At 67.3% G+C, this 17590-nt stretch carries 12 protein-coding genes; 5 read left to right on the top strand and 7 right to left on the bottom strand.

Annotation, left to right across the window (positions count from 1 at the left end):
* Window positions 1-87 precede the first annotated feature (87 nt).
* The 4 genes from ACIBZJ_RS39080 to ACIBZJ_RS39065 all read left to right on the top strand — a co-directional run bounded on the left by ACIBZJ_RS39080 (window position 88) and on the right by ACIBZJ_RS39065 (window position 6583).
* On the top strand, window positions 88-1578 hold the full coding sequence (locus ACIBZJ_RS39080) for a hypothetical protein (RefSeq protein WP_395938678.1): 1491 nt from the start codon (window positions 88-90) through the stop codon (window positions 1576-1578).
* 389 nt (window positions 1579-1967) lie between these two features.
* Window positions 1968-2429 carry a hypothetical protein gene (locus ACIBZJ_RS39075; protein WP_395938677.1) on the top strand — a complete coding sequence of 154 codons (462 nt, stop codon included), beginning with the start codon at window positions 1968-1970 and terminating at the stop codon, window positions 2427-2429.
* Window positions 2430-4342: 1913 nt separating this feature from the next.
* Window positions 4343-5515 (top strand): S8 family serine peptidase, encoded by a 1173-nt coding sequence (locus ACIBZJ_RS39070; RefSeq protein WP_395938676.1) that lies wholly within the window; start codon window positions 4343-4345, stop codon window positions 5513-5515.
* Between the two features lie 402 nt (window positions 5516-5917).
* A complete protein-coding gene (locus ACIBZJ_RS39065) occupies window positions 5918-6583 on the top strand; it encodes a hypothetical protein (protein WP_395938675.1) in 666 nt (221 codons plus the stop codon).
* Between the two features lie 121 nt (window positions 6584-6704).
* Here ACIBZJ_RS39065 and ACIBZJ_RS39060 read toward each other — a convergent pair whose 3' ends face one another.
* Window positions 6705-7268 (bottom strand): hypothetical protein, encoded by a 564-nt coding sequence (locus ACIBZJ_RS39060; RefSeq protein ID WP_395938674.1) that lies wholly within the window; start codon window positions 7266-7268, stop codon window positions 6705-6707.
* A gap of 203 nt (window positions 7269-7471) precedes the next feature.
* Here ACIBZJ_RS39060 and ACIBZJ_RS39055 point away from each other — a divergent pair, with 203 nt between their 5' ends.
* A complete protein-coding gene (locus ACIBZJ_RS39055) occupies window positions 7472-8752 on the top strand; it encodes a hypothetical protein (protein WP_395938673.1) in 1281 nt (426 codons plus the stop codon).
* Between the two features lie 1186 nt (window positions 8753-9938).
* Here the strand turns inward: ACIBZJ_RS39055 and ACIBZJ_RS39050 are convergent.
* From ACIBZJ_RS39050 to ACIBZJ_RS39025, 6 genes are all read right to left on the bottom strand, one after another.
* Complete coding sequence (locus ACIBZJ_RS39050; RefSeq protein WP_395938672.1) at window positions 9939-12869, bottom strand: LysM peptidoglycan-binding domain-containing protein; 2931 nt, start codon at window positions 12867-12869, stop codon at window positions 9939-9941.
* Between the two features lie 341 nt (window positions 12870-13210).
* A complete protein-coding gene (locus tag ACIBZJ_RS39045; RefSeq protein ID WP_395938719.1) occupies window positions 13211-14695 on the bottom strand; it encodes a CpaF family protein in 1485 nt (494 codons plus the stop codon).
* A 2-nt stretch (window positions 14696-14697) separates the two neighbouring features.
* Window positions 14698-15501: a ParA family protein gene (locus ACIBZJ_RS39040; RefSeq protein WP_395938671.1), complete on the bottom strand. Its 804-nt coding sequence runs from the start codon at window positions 15499-15501 to the stop codon at window positions 14698-14700.
* Entirely contained in the window at window positions 15501-16091 is a 591-nt protein-coding gene (locus ACIBZJ_RS39035; RefSeq protein ID WP_395938670.1) for an SAF domain-containing protein, read from the bottom strand. The genes ACIBZJ_RS39040 and ACIBZJ_RS39035 overlap by 1 nt, the downstream gene beginning before the upstream one ends.
* An 80-nt stretch (window positions 16092-16171) precedes the next feature.
* Window positions 16172-16888, bottom strand: coding sequence for a hypothetical protein (locus ACIBZJ_RS39030; RefSeq protein ID WP_395938669.1), 717 nt, complete (start codon window positions 16886-16888; stop codon window positions 16172-16174).
* On the bottom strand, window positions 16882-17436 hold the full coding sequence (locus tag ACIBZJ_RS39025) for a hypothetical protein (protein WP_395938668.1): 555 nt from the start codon (window positions 17434-17436) through the stop codon (window positions 16882-16884). Before ACIBZJ_RS39025 ends, ACIBZJ_RS39030 begins: the two co-directional genes overlap by 7 nt.
* Between the last annotated feature and the right edge of the window lie 154 nt (window positions 17437-17590).

The following is a 17590-nucleotide window of genomic DNA, read 5'->3' as shown; positions in this document are numbered from 1 at the left end:
CCGGTCGGCTCCGCCTTAGACGTACCGGTTTCGCCCGAATCGAAATTCGCGACGACCATCCCGAACGTCGTCCACATAACCGGACCGATGGGCGCTTTCACCGCAGACGGGGCAGTGACCCTCCGGCGGCAGAGGGCCACATTCGATCCAGGAACCGGTCTCACTGCAGCGGGCGAGGGCATTGATGTCACCTTCGAGGGCACCGCGCTGAGGAAGCCACTAACGCTGAAGTTCCCTGCCGGGCCGCGCCCATCATCGGACGCGATTCCGGTAATCGCACACCAGGGCGACGATGGCATGTGGGACTACCGTCCGGCGACCGTCGACGCGGCGGGCAACTTCACCCTGACGACCAGCGACTTTTCACTCAACATCCCGACTTGGGCGAACCCATTGGGATGGTGGCGAGCATTCCGAACATTTCTGGCCTCGTGGGCGGGCGGCCGGACTTCGGCCCTGACGTGCACCGGAGCACCGTCATGGTTTCACCTCGACTCCGCGCACAGCAGCCTTGTGCACGCATGCGCGACGACCAATACGAGCAGGGAAACGAAGGTTGCGGAGGTTCAGATCAAATCGAATCGAGGCGTTTCCCTTGAGGTAAGCGTCGCGGGAATGCCATCCAATGTGTGGGTCTCGAACATGAGCTGGGATCAACGCGTTCAACTCGGCAAACGATTCGACTTCAATCCGAACTACAAGGTGCTCCTTCAACCCGGCGAGCGGATGACGGTCGGCTACAAGCGGACGACACTATCGTCGCCGTACTCGTTCTATATATCCGGAGCGACGTGGCTGGCCGCCGGAGACACGTTCGCGCGCGCCTTCTACGACATGGTCGTAGAAGGCGGAACCGAGAACCTCGGAATGTTGTTCCAGGCCGAGGCGAAGTGCATCGGCGACCCCGGCCTCGACTTCAGTGGCCCACACATCGGCGTCGATTCCGTCCGGGGATTTCTAGGCTGCTGGGCCGGCGTCCTCAAAGAGGAAATCATCGGCGGCGCTCTGACGAAACTCGGGGTGAAGCAGGCTAAGCTGCTTGCCGCTCGTATTGCCATGTTGATGACGCTGTGGCCGTTCTACCAGCTCGGCTTCGGGAACGTCTTCGATGAGATCCGCGGCCTCTTGACCAACGGCGACAGTCAGCGGGTCACGTACCGGAACGACCCCGCGCCAACGCCGCCGGTCAACCCCGCGCCCGTCAACCCCGCTCCGGTGAAGCCCGCGCCCGTTAAGCCAGCCCCTGTGAACCCCCCACCGGCCAACCCTGCTCCCGTCAACCCGGCACCGCAGGCGCGGACTGAAACGGTCGGCGGGCCGACCCATACATGGTCCGACTATGCGAGCGGCGGCGGCACCGAAGGCCCACTCATCTCCGCGTTCCAGTCCGTCCAAATCAGCTGCTGGGTGCCTGGACTGGCCGTCGCCAATGGCAATACGAATTGGTATCGGATTGCATCGCCAGGCTGGAACAATACGTTCTACGCCTCGGCCGACGCCTTCTACAACAACGGCGCGACCAGCGGGACGCTGAAGGGTACTCCCTGGCTCGACCCTGCGGTCCCACACTGCGGGTGACCTGAGTCGGGGCGCCCGAAACACCTCGGGCGCCCCGACTCAAGAGTCAGGCGCGGGTACCCTCTTCGGCGGTTGGCCTTGGTGCCCGGGATCGCGCATCGCTAATCGGGCCCGCGCCGCCTTCGCGGCCTCGGTGTCGGCGTCACGCGCCCGATTTCAGGACCTCGGCAGGAGCACTCGCCAGTCCAAAGGGGCAGGACGTGGTCGGTGACCGCGTGGACACCGACTCCGCGGACTGCTGAACCTCATCCAGTCATGGTTCGTGTGTGGAACATGTCGGAGACGGTGTGTAGCGGAACGGTCTACCTGCTGTAAGCGTCCGGCTGGGCATCACCTCGATTCGGCTTGACCGAAGCGAATCAGGTAGTGACACACGACCGGGGGCAAGGATGGTTGACGACAACGATGAGCTGCGCGCCAGGCCGTCGCAGCTTCGGGATTACGCGGACGCGCTGCGCGACCACGAGGCGCCCGCAGTGGTCACTGAGCTCGGGGTCGAATTCCAAGCACGGTTGGCCGACGGCCACCGAAGCTTGGCGGGCACAGGAACGAGCGACGATCAGGCACCCGTGATGGCCCTGGTCGAGGCGACGTTCCTCGCGGGCGTGTTGGATGCGAACGCGCAGGCAGTGGGTTTGTTTCTCGCCGACGTCAACGCCGGGTTGAACTCGTTGGCTGACGGCGCGACGGCCATCGCCGACCACTACGGCGAAGGCGACGCGTTATCGAGCGCGACTGTGGAGGATGTGATCTCCGCGTTCACGCCGACAGTTCCTAAGTCCAGCACCACGGGCGAGACGCCGGTCGCGCCCCCAACTCAGGGTGAACTGCCCGGGCCAAAGGCGCTCTGAGTCGTGACCGACGAGGACTACTTCGGGTACCGCCTCGGTCCACCGGCCGGCCGAGCGGCGGAGACGGGCGGGTATCAGGCCGACGCCAGAGGTGGTTGGGGCGTGACCGATTGGATGGATACGCGGAACGTCGCCCATATCCGGATGCTCTGGCCGATGGTGCAGGCGTTCGATCCCGACGCCCTCGGCCGCGTCGCTACCGAATGGCGTCGCCTCAGTACAAGGCTGTCCGCGACCCGGCAGTCCGCCGGCAAGCGCACTCGCGTCGCTCTAATCAGATGGCGCGGCCCGGCGTCGGATGCCTACGCGCTCAGGGTCGGAGCGACGCTGGCTTCGTTAGAGGAATGGTCGGGGGCAGCTGAGCGGCACGCGGCGGCGATCGACCGCGTCGCCGAGAACGTTCGCCGGACACGGTCGCAGGTGGAATCGCTTTACCGGCAGTGGCAGGCCGAGTCCGAGCTGGAACGCGTCCGCCGCGCTGCCGACCGGTCGTTGTTCCAGGCGCAGGACGCCAACGACCTCCTCGGTTTCCTCGCCAACACCGCCCGTATCCCCGGCCACGAAGCGATCGCGCGGCGAGTACGTGACTCGGTTCCCCAGGACGAGATCGACGCCCGCTACACCGCACACGCACTTCCCATGGTGCAGTCGCTGGCCGCGCACCTGGCCTCGACCGGTTCGGGGATGAGCCTGCCGGTGCGCTTCCGGGGACCCACGGAGACGAGCACCGAGGCCGGCTCCACGAGTCCTTACGCCACGAAGCCAATTACACCGACGGCACCAGCAGATGCGCCCGGCAGCGTCACAGGGACCGGCCCTACGTTGGCCGGCTCGCCCGTCGTGCACGCGCCTCCGGACGTCGGCTCCGGTTCCGGTCAGCCGGGCGTGGGAACACCTGGTCACGGCTTACCGCCAGTGGCCCGGAGCATCGTGTCGCCGTCTGTACCGACACCGCCAGAGAGCCTTGCTGCTCCAGGTCCTCGGCGGGCCGCTACCCCCTCGGCGCTCCGGCCCTTGCTGCCGGGACGGACCGGGCCCCGACCAGAGGCAACGGCCGGTGGGCCAGGACCCACGCCACGCGCTCCCCTTCTGGGCGGCCGGCGTAATGCCGCGTTGCCGCCCGCGCCGCCACCTTTGCGCGGGACTCGCGATCCCAATGCCCCTGTCAGACTGCGCGGACGCCTGGTCCGCCCAAGCGAATCCGCCCAGCCACTGGGCGCAACACCAAGCGCCGACCGCGTTCCTCAGACGGCGTCCCCCAAGTTGCGCGGACGCAGCAGCGCTCCGATCGAGGTCGGAGCACGTCGTCTACCTCCGCCGCCGATTGCCGGACGCAATTCGCCCCCGAGCCGACAGATACCGACCGGACGAGCACCAGCCCTTCCCGATACCCGCCCACTCGCAGCCGGCGAACTCGCTCCCGAGCGGAGGGAGCGCCCGCCGGCCGAACCCGGTCGACTTCCGACGGCGCAACCGGAGCATCCGCCGCGCAGGGTCCGAGTGGCCCGGCCATCGCCGCGCCCGGTTTGGCCCCCGCGCCACACCCCGGTCTCGGCGCCGACTGCGGCCAGCCCTGTCCCAGACCCGATACCGCCTGCAAGCAGCGGCGGACAGCTGGCCCCAGCGCTGCAGGGTCGACACCGGGACCGGCGTACCACGTCACCGGGAGACGGCGAACGTGCTCGATTGAATCCGTCGCCGCAGCTTCGTGGGCGGACGACTACGACGACCGGATCGGCCGGAGACACGCGACCCGCCGCGTTGCCCCCGCAGGACGAGACCAATGGCCCCCGCGCGCCGAGGGGTCGCCACGCTGCGGACGCCGTCTTCGCTCCGCGTACGTCAGCTCGTCCGGTGGTCGAGCCGCCCAACCCGCCTCCACCAGAGGCCACCGGACCTGCGATCGGACACCGATGACCGCCAAGATTTCGGCCCCGCGGCCCGCCTACCTGGCTGTTCTTGTCGTCGCGTTCGTGATGGGCGTCGCCATCGCGGCATTCCCTGGCACAGCCGCGGCCGATAGCGTCCGCGACCAATCGTGGCAATTGACCAGCCTGCACGTCGCCGACGCCCACAAGATTACGCGCGGCGCAGGCGTCGTTGTGGCGGTCATCGACGACGGTGTCCAGACAGACCACCCGGACCTCGTCGGCAACGTCCTGCCCGGCATCGACATCTATACCGGCAAACCCCAAGGTATTGAGAACGGCGAGTACCACGGCACCGAGATGGCGGCCCTGATCGCCGGCCACGGCCACGGTCCCGGCCATCGCGACGGAGTCCTCGGCATCGCCCCGGACGCGAAAATCCTGCCGATCAAGATCAGCCGCGATGGCTCGCTCGGCGATGCGAATAACGTCACCGTTGCCATCCGGTGGGCCTTACACCTGGGCGCCGACGTCATCTCGATCTCCCTCGCTGTCACCTACGACGCGGACCTGCCCGACGCACTGGCGGAGGCCCACATGAAGGGAGTGCCGGTCGTCGTCGGAGCGGGCAACGACCGGCAAAGCGCGCTGCCGATCCTCGACGGGACCGTCCCGGTGATGGCGCTGCGCCAAGACGGAACCATCGACCCAATCTCGCAGGGAGTTGGGAAACGCACCGGCCTGGCGGCACCCGGCTCGGATCTGCCTGTCCCGACGGGGCGAGACACCTACGCACCAGGCACCGGAACCAGCATGTCCACTGCGATCGTCGCCGGCGGCTTCGCGCTCGCCCGTGCGCAGTTTCCAAAGCTGACGGCCGACCAGCTAGCCGCGTTGTTCTATCGACACGCCACTGATCTGGGCGATCCCGGACCCGACATCATCCACGGCAACGGCAGCCTGAACATCGTGGACGCCCTGGCCGACTCGACCCTCACGGAATCGAGCCCAGCGACCGCGCTTCCGACCAGCTCAGCGGTTTCGGTCACCAACTTCGACTCATCTTGGCTCCTTACGAGCGTGCTCATAGTCGGATTTATCGTCGTCACCCTGCTCGCAGTCGTCGCAGCCCTAGTCGGGATCAGAAGGCGCGGAAATCGTCGTTGCGCGCCAGGACCGGCTGCCCTTCCGTCTCGGACACGGTCAACCACTCGGTAGGGGCCTCGGCGTCGGCTACCGAGCATTCTCGGAAGCCCAGGCCGCCGGGCTCGACGTCGACAGGCCGGCGACGAACGCACCGCGTCGTCGGGTAACTCGCTGCGACCACGCGGAACCGACTGGCTCGCCCGTAGGACTTCAGCAACGACGCGAACCCCAGGGAGGTCGGGATGCGCCCACCCGCGACCAAAACCCCCTCGTCGTCCAGCAGGTCCAGTGCTCGACCGGGCCGCGGCCGCAGAACGTGGCGGGGCCCTTGATCAGTGCCCTACTCGCGCAGTTTGGATCCGGTGACCCGTTCTAGCCGATACCCAGAATCCGGGAGGAAGCGCCGACACTCTCGCGGGGGATGACCAGCGCAAACAAGGCTCGCCTTGCTTCACTACCCTCTACTCTGCACGGATGGCGCACTGCGAGAGCGGGCTCGACTGGCCAGCCTGGATCGAGGCCATCGCCACGAGCGTCGCGATGCTCGCCGCCATCGCGGCCGTGATCATTGCCGTGCGGACGGCCCGCAGCGAGAGGCGTTGGCAGAGCGGTGAACAAGCACGCCAAGTGATGGCGCGGGCCGGCGTCGACGTCAACGACGAGGGCCAGCTTCTCGCCGAATGGGTCATCACGCTAACGAACAATTCGCCGTTCCCGCTGACCAGCGTCTACTTCATGGTGCACAGAGGCCAGGAATTCCCAGACCGAGGCAGGGGCCAGACTCCGCTTTTCCGACTGCCACTTCCCCGCGGGAAGTCGGTGCGAGTCTTCCGAACATCCGAGAAACCTGACGCTGGGGAGATTGGGACACTTCGGCGCTACCCGGAGGAGTGGCTCCGGTACGGGATCGGCGGGCTGGCTCCCAACGCTGCCGTTGAGATAGAAATTGACGATCCAAGCAGCCCTATGTGGATAGCCGTCTTCACCGATGCGCAGGGCAAGCGATGGTGGCGCGCGTCCAGCAGCGTCCTGCACAGCGACACCCCGAACGGCTTCTCCCGGACACGGTCGAGGATCAGGACTACAGGGGTCCGGCGCTACCCCACGTCGGTGCGAGACGACGAGACCCCCGCCACCTGACGTGGCGGGGGTGTCGTACGAAGCGACAACTCGGCGAACATCGCGTCCCAGCCGGGGTCCTACCGGACTTCATCAGCGACGTAATCTGCAAGGCGGGTCAGCACGAGGCCCTTGCATGCAGTCAGATGAAGCCTCGGGCGCCGTCGCTGGCGCCGCGAGAGAGGCCGAGTCGTCGGCCTCCGACTACGACGCCGCTCTCCCACAGGGCCGCCTGGGCGTCGATCCACTGGCCGAAATCGTCTCGCGCTTCCTCGACGCTGATTGTTCGCGCCTCGGCGATCTCCTCCCAGCTCAGGCCGACCTCGCGGGCGTCGTGCATGTCTGCTCCGACGTCCGCCGCAAGGGTGCGGACGATTTCCGCACGAACCGTGAGCAGGCGGAAGTACATCTCCGCGGTCACCGGCGGGGCGTCGGCGATCACATGGACGGCGTTGATTCGATACGTGAGCTGGGTTTCCTCGGCCAGCAGGCCGTAGAGCATCGCCGCACGTAGGTCGCCCAGTTCCGACGCAACGCCACGGCCAGGCGCAGTGGGCAGTGGATCGACAGCGTCCTCCAATCCAGGCCGCAGGAAAGGCAGAGCAGCGGCGAGCGAAACCCGACTGCCCGCACCGCCCAACCCGGCCGGCTGGCGAAGGTAACGGATGCCCGCGGCCGGTGGGTCCGCGTCCTTGGCAGGGTCCATGGGTGTGCTCCCGCGACAGTGGTGACGAATTTTGGCGCTGCCCCTATCGAAATCGACCGCCGAGCTCGCGCGGAATGTCGGACCGGGCCCTCCAGCTCGCACGCACCCTGACCAAAAAACCTGAATTCGCCATGTTGACGAACGGCGTTGGCAGCCTCCACCGGACTAGCGTTTTTCATAGTGCACATGGAGGGAGCACGTCGGTGGCGCGAAGCCGCAACGCCCGGTTGGCCGCTCGCATGGCCCAGCTCGGCTTTACCCGGCAAGGGCTGGCCGACGAGGTGAATCGAGTCATGGCCGGCTGCTCGGCCGCCAACCAGGTGGCGACCGTGCGGTGGGTCTACCGGTTGCTGTCCGGGCAAACGCTCTGGCCTCAGACCGACTATCGCGCTGCGCTGGAGCAGGTCTTCGGCTGCTCGGCGCTCGACCTCGGCTTCATTCCGCCCGTCGGGTATCGGGGCCCCTTGGCGGCCCCGTCCCAGGTTCCGGTGGAGGCAGACATGAATCGACGGCGTTTCCTGCTCATCGCTGGCATCACCGGCACTGTGTCGCTAACGCTTCCCGAGCTCGGCGGTATCCAACGGCTCGGCATGGCCGACCTTGAACGGCTCGCGCAGCCTCTGAAGGACCTGCGAGCTCTCGACCAGCAGCGAGGCGGCGCCGCGCTGGCGGCGGCCGCGAACGAGGTTGTGACTGAGATCGAGCGCCTCGTCGACCAGGTGGCGATGACCGAGCGGGTACGCACAGCGGTTTGCGGGCTGCAGGGCCAGTACTTGGCGGCCGCTGGCTGGTTCGCTCTTGATGCCGGCAGCTCCCGGGAGGCCGCTGCCTATCTCGACCGGGCGCATACTGCAGCCGCGTTGGCGCGGGACTCGCTGCTGCAGTCGCAAATCTGGAACCTCATGGCTTATCGAGCGAGCGAGGCCGAGAGGTGGGGCGAGGTTCTAGCCATCGCTCAGGCCGGCACGGCTGGCCCGGGCGCTCGGCGCGAGCCACGGATCGCGGCCGTGATGCACGGATGGTCTGCGGAAGGCTACGCGGCCCAAGGGTTGGTTGGCGCGTCGAACCGCGCGGTCGGCCGCGCCCACGACGCGCTGGGCAAAGCAATAGCCGGGCCCCCCGCCGTTTGGCTTGAGTTCGTGGACCACGCGGAGGTCGACGCCTTTGCGTGCAACGCTGCTCGCTCGCTCGGCCGGTATCGGCTCGCCGAGGACCTCGCTCAGCGCGCACTGTCGGGAACAGCACCGATGGCCGATCGCAATCGCGCGAGCCGCGGCCTCATGCTTGCCGACGCCCGCTTGAGCCTGCGTGAAGTCGACGGGGCCGTCGAGGCGGCCGCGCAGCCGCTCGAGCAAGTCCGGACCCTGCGCTCCGGGCGGCTCCTCCGTCGGTTCCACGCGGTCCGTGACGACTTCGCCCACTGGGACGACAGCCGTGCCGCCCGCGACTGGGTCGACCGGTTCGACGCCACGATTTCAGCCTGACCCATGCCCGACGTCAAACTGCGGCATGTCGCCGCCCCACGCCTTGCCCGCGGCGTCAGTATCGACGTCTACGCCGACCGGCTCCGCAACTGTTCCGCACCGTGGAGATGTCCGCCGATCATCTCGCCGGGCATCTGACGCTCCCTCCCCGGGAATGCGTCCTCGGCTACGACCACGACCGATTCGTCGGCTACATCTGTGGTGGTTCGCTGCGCACTACCAGCTTGCGGTGGGACGACCTCGACCCTCCCTGCCGCTGGACAGCGCACACTCGGGATCTTCGAGCTGATGGTCCGGACGCCTTGGCGTAGGAACTGACTTGCCCACGCTATCCGCGAGAAACTGCTCGCCGGTCGGCCCGAAGAACATGCATTCGCTCGCCGTCGAGCGCAGCCGCACGCGGGTCCGCGCGACATACGAAAGCTCGCTGCAGACGCGTCGGCGCGCATCAGCCGAAGGGCGCCGAGGCGCCGCTCCTCGACAGCATGTTGCGCGGATTACTCGTGAACGATGGACGCCACCGCCCACACCTGATGGCGCTTAGTAGCGCGACCGTCGCGTTCGCGGCTAGCAGCGCGCTATCGTTTCTGCGAGACGTTCGGAAGTCTCAAGGGGTCGAAAGGCCACTCGGTGGGGACGTCAGCGCCGTGACCGCTGGGCGGATGTGAACATCTGGGACACCAAGTTGAATTAACGAGAGGCGTCGCGATCGTGACTTAGCTGCACATGGATCGGGATAGCTGGGCCCGATCGAAACTACACGTCCCACCAGCACCTGCCCACAGAGACGGAAGGACCGCTGCAATGAACGCACTGGTCGGGGCCTAGGCAGCGAGACAGTATGTGGACGACCGTTCCCGCGGTCGTCTTCGTGGCAGCAGTCCTGATGCTCGCAACTTCTCTAGCGTTGACCGCAAGGGTAGGGAAGAGCCCGAAGCATCTGCGAGTCGTTGTCAAGCTGTTCGGCCTAGGGTCTATCGAGATAGAGAGCTCACCTGAGCAACCAGAGATTTCGACTGAAGGGCACGATGCTGCTGCTGTAACAGATATCGATCATGCTCGTCGGAGTCGGCACACAAAGCGCGACGTCGACCGAACTGAACCGTAGATCCACTGCATGATGGTGGAGCTGCGGCAGTCTGGACGTCGCGGCTCCACCATCAATCCCTTACTGGCCTTTGTGGCTTCACTCATGGCCAATTCCCAGTCGGTCCGGCATTACATCGCACAGCAATCGGTAGGTAAGCGTATCCAGGTCCTCTGGAACCTCAGCTTCCCGCGCTGTCATCAGCGACTCGAGCAGTTGTTCAAGCTCGGCGCGGTTCCCCGCGTGCGCCGCGATCCGGATGTGGTCGCGCCAGGTGACATCGCTGTCGCGGAGGACGTCCGCGAGCCACGCCTTCTCGGCCGCCCATCGAGCGCGCTCGAGGTCACCCGCGTTGAGGCACAGCGCGACTACGCGGCTCGCGGTATCGACGATCGCCGAGACAAGATGAACGGGCGCGATGTCCGATGCTGCCAGCCACGGATACGGGCTACGCGTGTTGCTGCCATAGGCGACGTCTGCGTTCGCCAGCGGTGCGCCCCGGACCAGGGCCAGGGCCGTACACAAGTCAGAGACGCCGTCCGCCCCTTTCGACTCGCCGCGCGTTCGAAGCCGGCGGAACAAATGCCAGTCCAGCAGGTAGTCATCGCGCAACCGGTACCGCCGGTCGGTGGTGAGTTCAGGGAGCCACTTCTCACCACCCGAGGTCTTTCCGAGCCAAGTGCGGGTCCGGGTGACCGCGACTCGACGCGAGCCCTGGCCGATAATTCGGTCAGGCCAGAGCGCGTCATCGAGTTGATCCGTGGTCGCGCCCCGGCTGCCGCGGGCCGCGAGGTAGACGGCGATCTCCGTGTGGAAGAGTCGGCGGTTTCGAGGCGGACTTCCCGGTGCGTCCAGGGTCACCGGCCCGATAATGCCGATTCGAAGTCGTGTCGGGTCGGCGTCGGTCCACGCGCCGAAGTCGCGGTCAAGCGTCGGATCCATGCTGCTCGTGACCGGCCGTGTCTCGGTCGGCCGCGGCGATGGCAACGGACCGAGATCTCCGGACACATGCTCAGCGTCGTCGAGCGCCACATCACCAGCCCTGCCGAGCGGGATGGATGGATCCGATCTACCGGCGTCCGGCGATGCGTCAGCGAGAACGAATTCCGGCTCGTCCACCGAAGGCGGCGGGTGCAACCCACCTGCTGCGTCGGTGCCGGCAGCCCACGATTCGATCTCCGGGGCAGGGGGAACGGCCGGCCAAACCACCGGGTCAACGTCGCCGGACGCCGACGGTTCGGTGCCGAGGTCGGCCGTCTCGAGTACCTCCGCAACCGCCTCCAGCTCTGCGCGTCGGAGCCCAGCCGCGACGAGGTCGCTCGCGGCGGCTTCAACCCCGAGAAACGGGATGCCGACTCCACCGTCGTCTTGAATGTCGACGGACCATTCACCGATCGCGACGTCGGCCGCTACCACGACGGCCGCAGCGCATCGGCCCGTTGCCGCTAGCTGAGTGCTCAGCTCCGCGAGCGCCGTGCGGTCGGCTTCCTCGACGTTGGCGACGAGCAGGATGTGCGGCGCCCACCCGTCAGCCACGTCGTCCGCGATGCGTTCAGCCACGGGATCCGTGGCCGGTACGCCCGCGGTCGCGACTTCGTCGATGCGACGCAGCATCCGAGCGACGCCGGCGTTGACCGTATCGGCGACATCGATCCGTCCGTTACCGCTCAGGGAACGCAGCGCAGCAATCTCGCCAGCGGCCGCACCCACGAGCGTCACTTCTACGTGGTCGCTCCAGCTGTTCGTAGCGAGCTCCGCAGCCAGATAGCGCAGAAGGGCTTGCCGTCGATCCATGTCTCCCGTCAGCGTGACGAAACCGAGGCGCTCGACGTCTAGCAACAGGTGGGTCCCGGGCTGCGAGCCGATTGCGGCAAGAGCGGGGAACGGCGCCGGGAGTTCGTCAGCCGCAGAAAGCTCGATGTCCGCCGGGAGCGTCCAGCGGCTGCCGTCATCGATCCAAGGCGTCGGCGGTCCTGCGCAGGGTTTCGTGAGCAGCAGGTGCACAGCCTCGCCGTCGAGCCAGACGCCAACGATGTCCGGCATCGCGCCTGGTGGACGGGTGGTGAGCGCGCGTCCAAGCCAACGGACCGCTTGGTCGAGCCGCTCGGCGGCGATTCGCTGGGCCGCAGCACGGAGTTCGGTCTCCGGACGTGGTTCCGGCGGCGTCGGAATTCGTCGGCCGACCGGGCGGTGCTGCTGCTGACGCCGACGGCGACGGGACAGCTCGGCGAGTATCCCCGCTGCCACCAGGCCGGCGACTGCCAGCGGCGCACCGATGGGCAGGGCGTATTCGAGACTGCTAACCCGATCGGTCGCCGCTGCTTCAGGCTGGCTCGGCGTCGAGCTTGCCTCTATCCGGCTCGGCGACGCGGTCGGGCTTGGATCGCGTGGACTGGCCGTAGTCGGATCCGAGGGCAATGGCGTACGCGGCGTGGCTCGTGGCGAAGGCGTGCTCGGTGGGGCTGGCGCCGGCTCGCTGGTCTTTGCGGGAGTAAAACTGCCCGTGGCCCGCGGCTGCGGCCCTCGATCGCGTGCGCCCGCCGGGACTACCAACCGCTGGCCCGGGTTGATGCGGTTTGGATCAGCGATCCCGTTCGCTCGGGCAAGCTCTCCGAATCGGCCGGGGTCTCCGAGGAATCGGTCCGCGATCGCGGCCAGCGCGTCGCCGTTCTGCACGGTGTAAATCCCCGCGGCCGTGACCACGCTTCCGGTCGCGTGGACCTGCGCGCCGCGGTCGTACGAATTCGCCGGTAGCCAAATCTGCTCGCCGGCTTGGATCACGTCGTAGTCGTCGATCCCAGCCGACATGCCCAGCGCGGGGTAGCGATCCGCGTCTCCGAGGAACCGTTGCGCGATGCCCGCAAGCGTGTCACCAGAGCCCACCACGTAGACCTCCGGCACGGCCGTCTGATCCACAGAAGTCTCGAGCACGCGGCTCGTGTCCAGCCATGTCGCCGTTGCGGGCGCCGCGCTGGCCGGCGTCGCGCCGCTCGCGACCGCGGGAGCGCTCGCCACGAGGACTGCTGCCACGAGCGCTGCTGCTAGCCGCTGCGGTCCACCGAGCCCGGGAAGCCTGAAGGAGGGCCGACGGCTCGCCGCCCCCGCAATTTCGACGAGGACGCACAGCGTGAAGCTGAGCCACGCCAGCCAAGCAACGCCAGCAAGGACGCGGAGGAACAGGACCCCACTGTCCGGCGCCGTCAGAGCGTCAATCACCTCTGCGCCACTCGGTAGGTGATCCGGTAGCGGTGACGGTGCCCAGCTCGCGAGCGCAACCGGGCCGCCAAGAGTGACTCCGAGGACGGTGACCAGCGCTGCTAACCCGGTCGCTAACCGCCTCGCCGCGCTGGCCGGGCGCGTCGAAAGCAAGCTCATCCGGTCGCCTCCAAGGGGCGTAGCACGCTGTCGACCGGGTGCTTCCACGCACCGCGCCCCGAGCTGATCCAGTCAGCGAGCCTTCGAGGGTCGTACCCGACTCGCAGCAGCGCGTCTCGAATCCGCCCCGGGAGGTGCTTGGGCACTCCGCGCCCGTCGATGCCCGGGCCGAACACGGTCGTAGTGGCGATCCGGTCGCCGGTGACCCCGTCGACTTCCTCGATGTGCGAGACGAAGCGGTGCTTCCGTCCACCGATCGGCGTCTCGTCCTGCACGGTGACGTAGACGACGAGGTCGAGCGCGTTGCCTGCCATCCGGCGGGCCAACTCGACGGTCATGTCCTTGCCGTGCGAAAGCGAGAGCTCGATGATCCGCTCCGTCACCGCCTGCGGGGATCGCGCGTGGATCGTGCACATGGAACCTCGCGAGGTCGTCATTGCCTGCAGCATCGGCACGATCTCCCTCGATCGGACCTCACCGACGATCACTCGCAGCACCCCCATCCGCAGCGACAGCGGGATCAGGTCCGCGATCGTCACCTCACCGGCCGGACGCCCGCCCAGATCGCGTTCGCCATGTCCCTCGCGCGCCTCGAACGACATCGCCCACGGATGCCGCGAGCTCGAGTGCAGATCCAATTCACGGGACTCTTCGAGAACCACGAAGGCCTCTTGGGGCGGGATCTCCGCAGCCAGCGCCCGCAGCAGCGTCGTCTTCCCCGCCCCCGCGAGGCCGGCGACCATGATGTTCAAGCCGGCGCGCATCGCTGCGGAAAGGAATTCTCCTATCAGCGGGTCGATCATCTCCGTCAGATCTGGACGCCCGGCCGCGAGATCCGGTAGCGCGACGTCCAACGTTGCGTGCCGTCGGATGACCGCATACGGCCGATGCGACACGAGAAACACCGCAGCCATCCGAGACCCGTCAGGCAGCTGCAGATCCAGTACCGGGTGTGAAGTCGACAGCGAGCGCTCCGTGCTGCCCGCGCGGCGGGCCGCGTTCTGCAGGATCTCCACCATTTCGTCGTCGGAATCCGCGATCGGAGAGCCGACTTCCACCCGGCCGGATCGGCGGGTGATACGGACCCGGTCACAGCCGAGGATGTGGACTTCCTCGATCGACGGGTCGGACAGCAACGCCTGGAGCCGACCGAGCCCGACGAGATCCGCAATCACCGCCTCGAACAATGCCCGCTCGTCCGCCGCGGCCAGCGGTACCCCGGCCCGGCGCTGCGCGTCCGCCCATTCCGTCACGACCTGGCCGGCCAAGCGGTCACGTTCCCGACTGCGGTCGTCCTCCGTAGCGTCCGCATGAGTACGGAGCCATAGAGACAGGCGTTCGCTGATCTGACGTCCCAAGGCACGCACGGCGGCGTAGTCGACCGCCCGCGGGCCAGGCCGACCGTAGGCCGACGCTGACCGCTGCGCCGGAATGCGCGGCGGGACAGCCCGTGGAGAGCTGAAGCTCGGCTCGATCGGCACGGTCACCTGTCCCGGAGCGCCGGCGGAGCCAGGCGCTGCTGCTCGGCGACGAAGCGTCGCACACGATCGCCCGCGTCAATCGACGCCCGCATCAGCGGCCGACCGAATCCGACCGCTCCACCGTGGCTGAGGGCCTGGGCGGTCCGTCCGTCGTGCGGGAGCTCAGCGATTACTCGGACGCCGAGCCGCTGGCCGATCTCTGCCGACCTGTACGGACCTGAACCCACGACCAGCAGTCCTATCCCGGCGTCCGATCCGGCCTGCTCTATTCGGCGCTTTCGCAACGCCGCGATGGTCGGCACCGCGGCTGTCGCGGACAGCAGCGTCGGCTCGACCACCAGTAAGACCGCATCGCCGCGCGCCAGGACTGGCCACGGCGTGTTCGGCGCGGCGAGCCGACCGCAGTCGGCGATCACGTCATACGAGCGGTCGAGATGCCCCAGCCGAGCGAACAGCTCGGCGCACCACATCCACACCGGTTCGACGGTCGCGGCCTGTGCGGGGTCAGTCAGGCCGGGTAGGAGGAGGCGTTCCTCATCCGGCGGAGAGAGGTCGACCAGGCCGCCCCAGAACGCGTCCGGAACACCGACGTCGGTTTGGCTCGAACCACGCAGCTTGTTCATCGCCAGCTGAAGCAGGCCGCCGCCCGAACCCAACCGGCCCTGTAGATAGCCCGGTGCGACCGCGCCGCCGGCTGGATCGCACTCGGCGAGCACAACCCGCGAGCTCCAGGTCAAGGTGAAGGCCAATGACGTCGCCGTGACGCCGGGCGAGCCCTTGGCGGAAACCAAAGCGGTCACGGCCATCAGCGCACCGATTTCAGAAGCACGATCAGGCGATCCGCCGCCGCAGCGGTGCCGACATCGGCCGCGAACTTGGCGTCAACTGCGACGTACACGACGGTCCTGGCATCGGACTGTCGCTGCTCGCTGCTCGCGACAACCACCGCGTCCCACTCGCCGAGCTGGCCCGCGGTCTTCGTCCTTTCGGCGCTGGCGAGCGTTTTGGCATCAGGCAGTTCGACGAGTGTCACCTTGTCGCCGGCGTATAGGCGCTCCGCGGGCATCCGGCCCGGCTCAAGCTCAATACCGACACGACGCTGGCCTACCTGCGCGACAACCTTGTCGGTGACCGCAGCGTCGACGAGCAACTGGCCTCGCAACAGCGATACGGTCGCCTGCTCGCCGACGATGTCGGCTCGCCGGCCGGCTGTGACAAGCTCCAAGCCGGGCGATTTCGGCACCTGAACAACTGTGAGGTCAGCATTATCGATCCGCTCGCCGGCATGTACGTCACGTGCCAAGGCCAGGTAGTCGCCGGTATTCGAAGCCGCATAGACCGCCGTGGCGGACAGCACTCCACCGGCTGAGACCAGGAAGATCGCGAGCGAGAGCATCCCTCGGCTGACCCGCCGCGGCCCCACCGAGCGGGGCGGCGCCACGGGACGAAAAGCATGTTCACTCTCCACAGGTGGCGTCATTGGGAGGTCACCACCTGCAGCTCGTCGATCCGGATCGTGGTCTCTGTCGAAGCGCTCGTGGTGATGACGCCGTTGTCGCCGCTGCCGACGATTTGCCAGGTAACGGTCCAGTCCGTGGTCCCGGTGATCGTGTAGACGCCGTCCGGTTGGGACGTGCTCGGGTGGGTGTAGCGGTAGCCGCAATCCGGCGAAGCCACATTCCCGTAGGCCGGCTCGTACGGAGTTCCCGGACCGTCGCACGTGATGGCCGTGCCGTCGCCCATCTCCCACGTGATCGACGTCGCCTGAGCGTGGACCGAAACCGCGATGCCGGTTACCGTCGTCGTCTGCTCGAGCGGCCCCCACGTCTCGGGAGTCTGATCGGTCCAAAGCCACACCGGCAGGCCGACGAGCCCCCGCCCGTCGGTGTCGGGCGCGATGCCGATCCGCGGCCCGCGCAGCGGCAACAGGCTGACCGCCTGCTCGGCGGCCTCTCCTGGTGTGGTTGCTATTTCATCGGGCGCAGCCTCTCCAGCGGCTCCGCCGGGCCGTGGCTGGCTCACGACTCGCTTTTCGGTTTCTGTGCCTGAGGTTCCGGGCTTCTGAACTCGGGTGATGCAGCCAATACCCTCTTTGCAGGTCGTCGGAGGCCGGTCCTCCGCGCTCGCAGTGTCGCTGTACGCACCGAGCCCGACAGCCCCTACGAGGAGGCACGCACAGGTGCGCTTCAGCACGGCGTCGTCCTCTGTGTGGTGGTGTCGGCGACCAGCCAGCGTCCGTCCGCCTGTGTGGCTGTTGCGATGAGGAGGACTCGCGGCAGTTCGTCCTTCGGCCTGAGGTTCTCCCCGGTTGTCCTGTCGACCGGCGTCGACTTCGACAGGTCGAGGCAGACCCGGAGGGAGGCGCTCGGCGGACGCGCGTCGAGGTTCAGGGACGTGACCTCCGCAGTCCAGGTGGGCTTCCCCCGGTAAACGACATTGAGTTCGTCAAGGTCTTTGAGGTCTTTGACGACGGCCGCGACCTTCTCCTCCGTGGCGTACCGGGCGAAGTCCTCACGCCGATATTTGCCGGTCGTCACGGCGTTCGCGTACACGCCGTACCAGCCGTCGAATGCAGCCTTTACCTGGCTACGCGCGATGTCTTCGTCGAGACTCTGTGCCGACGAGGCTGAAGGCGACGGCGGCGGGTCCGACTGCCGATCGCAGGCCGTTACGCCGGACAGCAACAACACGAGCGCGGAAACAATCAGCGAGGCGCGCCATGGGCACGGCCGGAGGGTCATCGTCACGTCCTTACCCGGATTGACGTGAGCAGGAGCGACGGAACAGTCTTCTCGGCTGTTCTGTCCGTAGTGGAGCGGTAACCAGCTCACGATGACTGTGGGGAACTAGGGAGTTACTCAACGCGTAGATCGGTAGTCACACGTACCAGGTCCA

The sequence above is a fragment of the Cryptosporangium sp. NPDC051539 genome (assembly GCF_044454545.1).
GTDB lineage: Bacteria > Actinomycetota > Actinomycetes > Mycobacteriales > Cryptosporangiaceae > Cryptosporangium.
The sequence above is the reverse complement of the archived record's forward strand: the minus strand, read 5'-3'. Positions and strand labels throughout refer to the sequence as shown.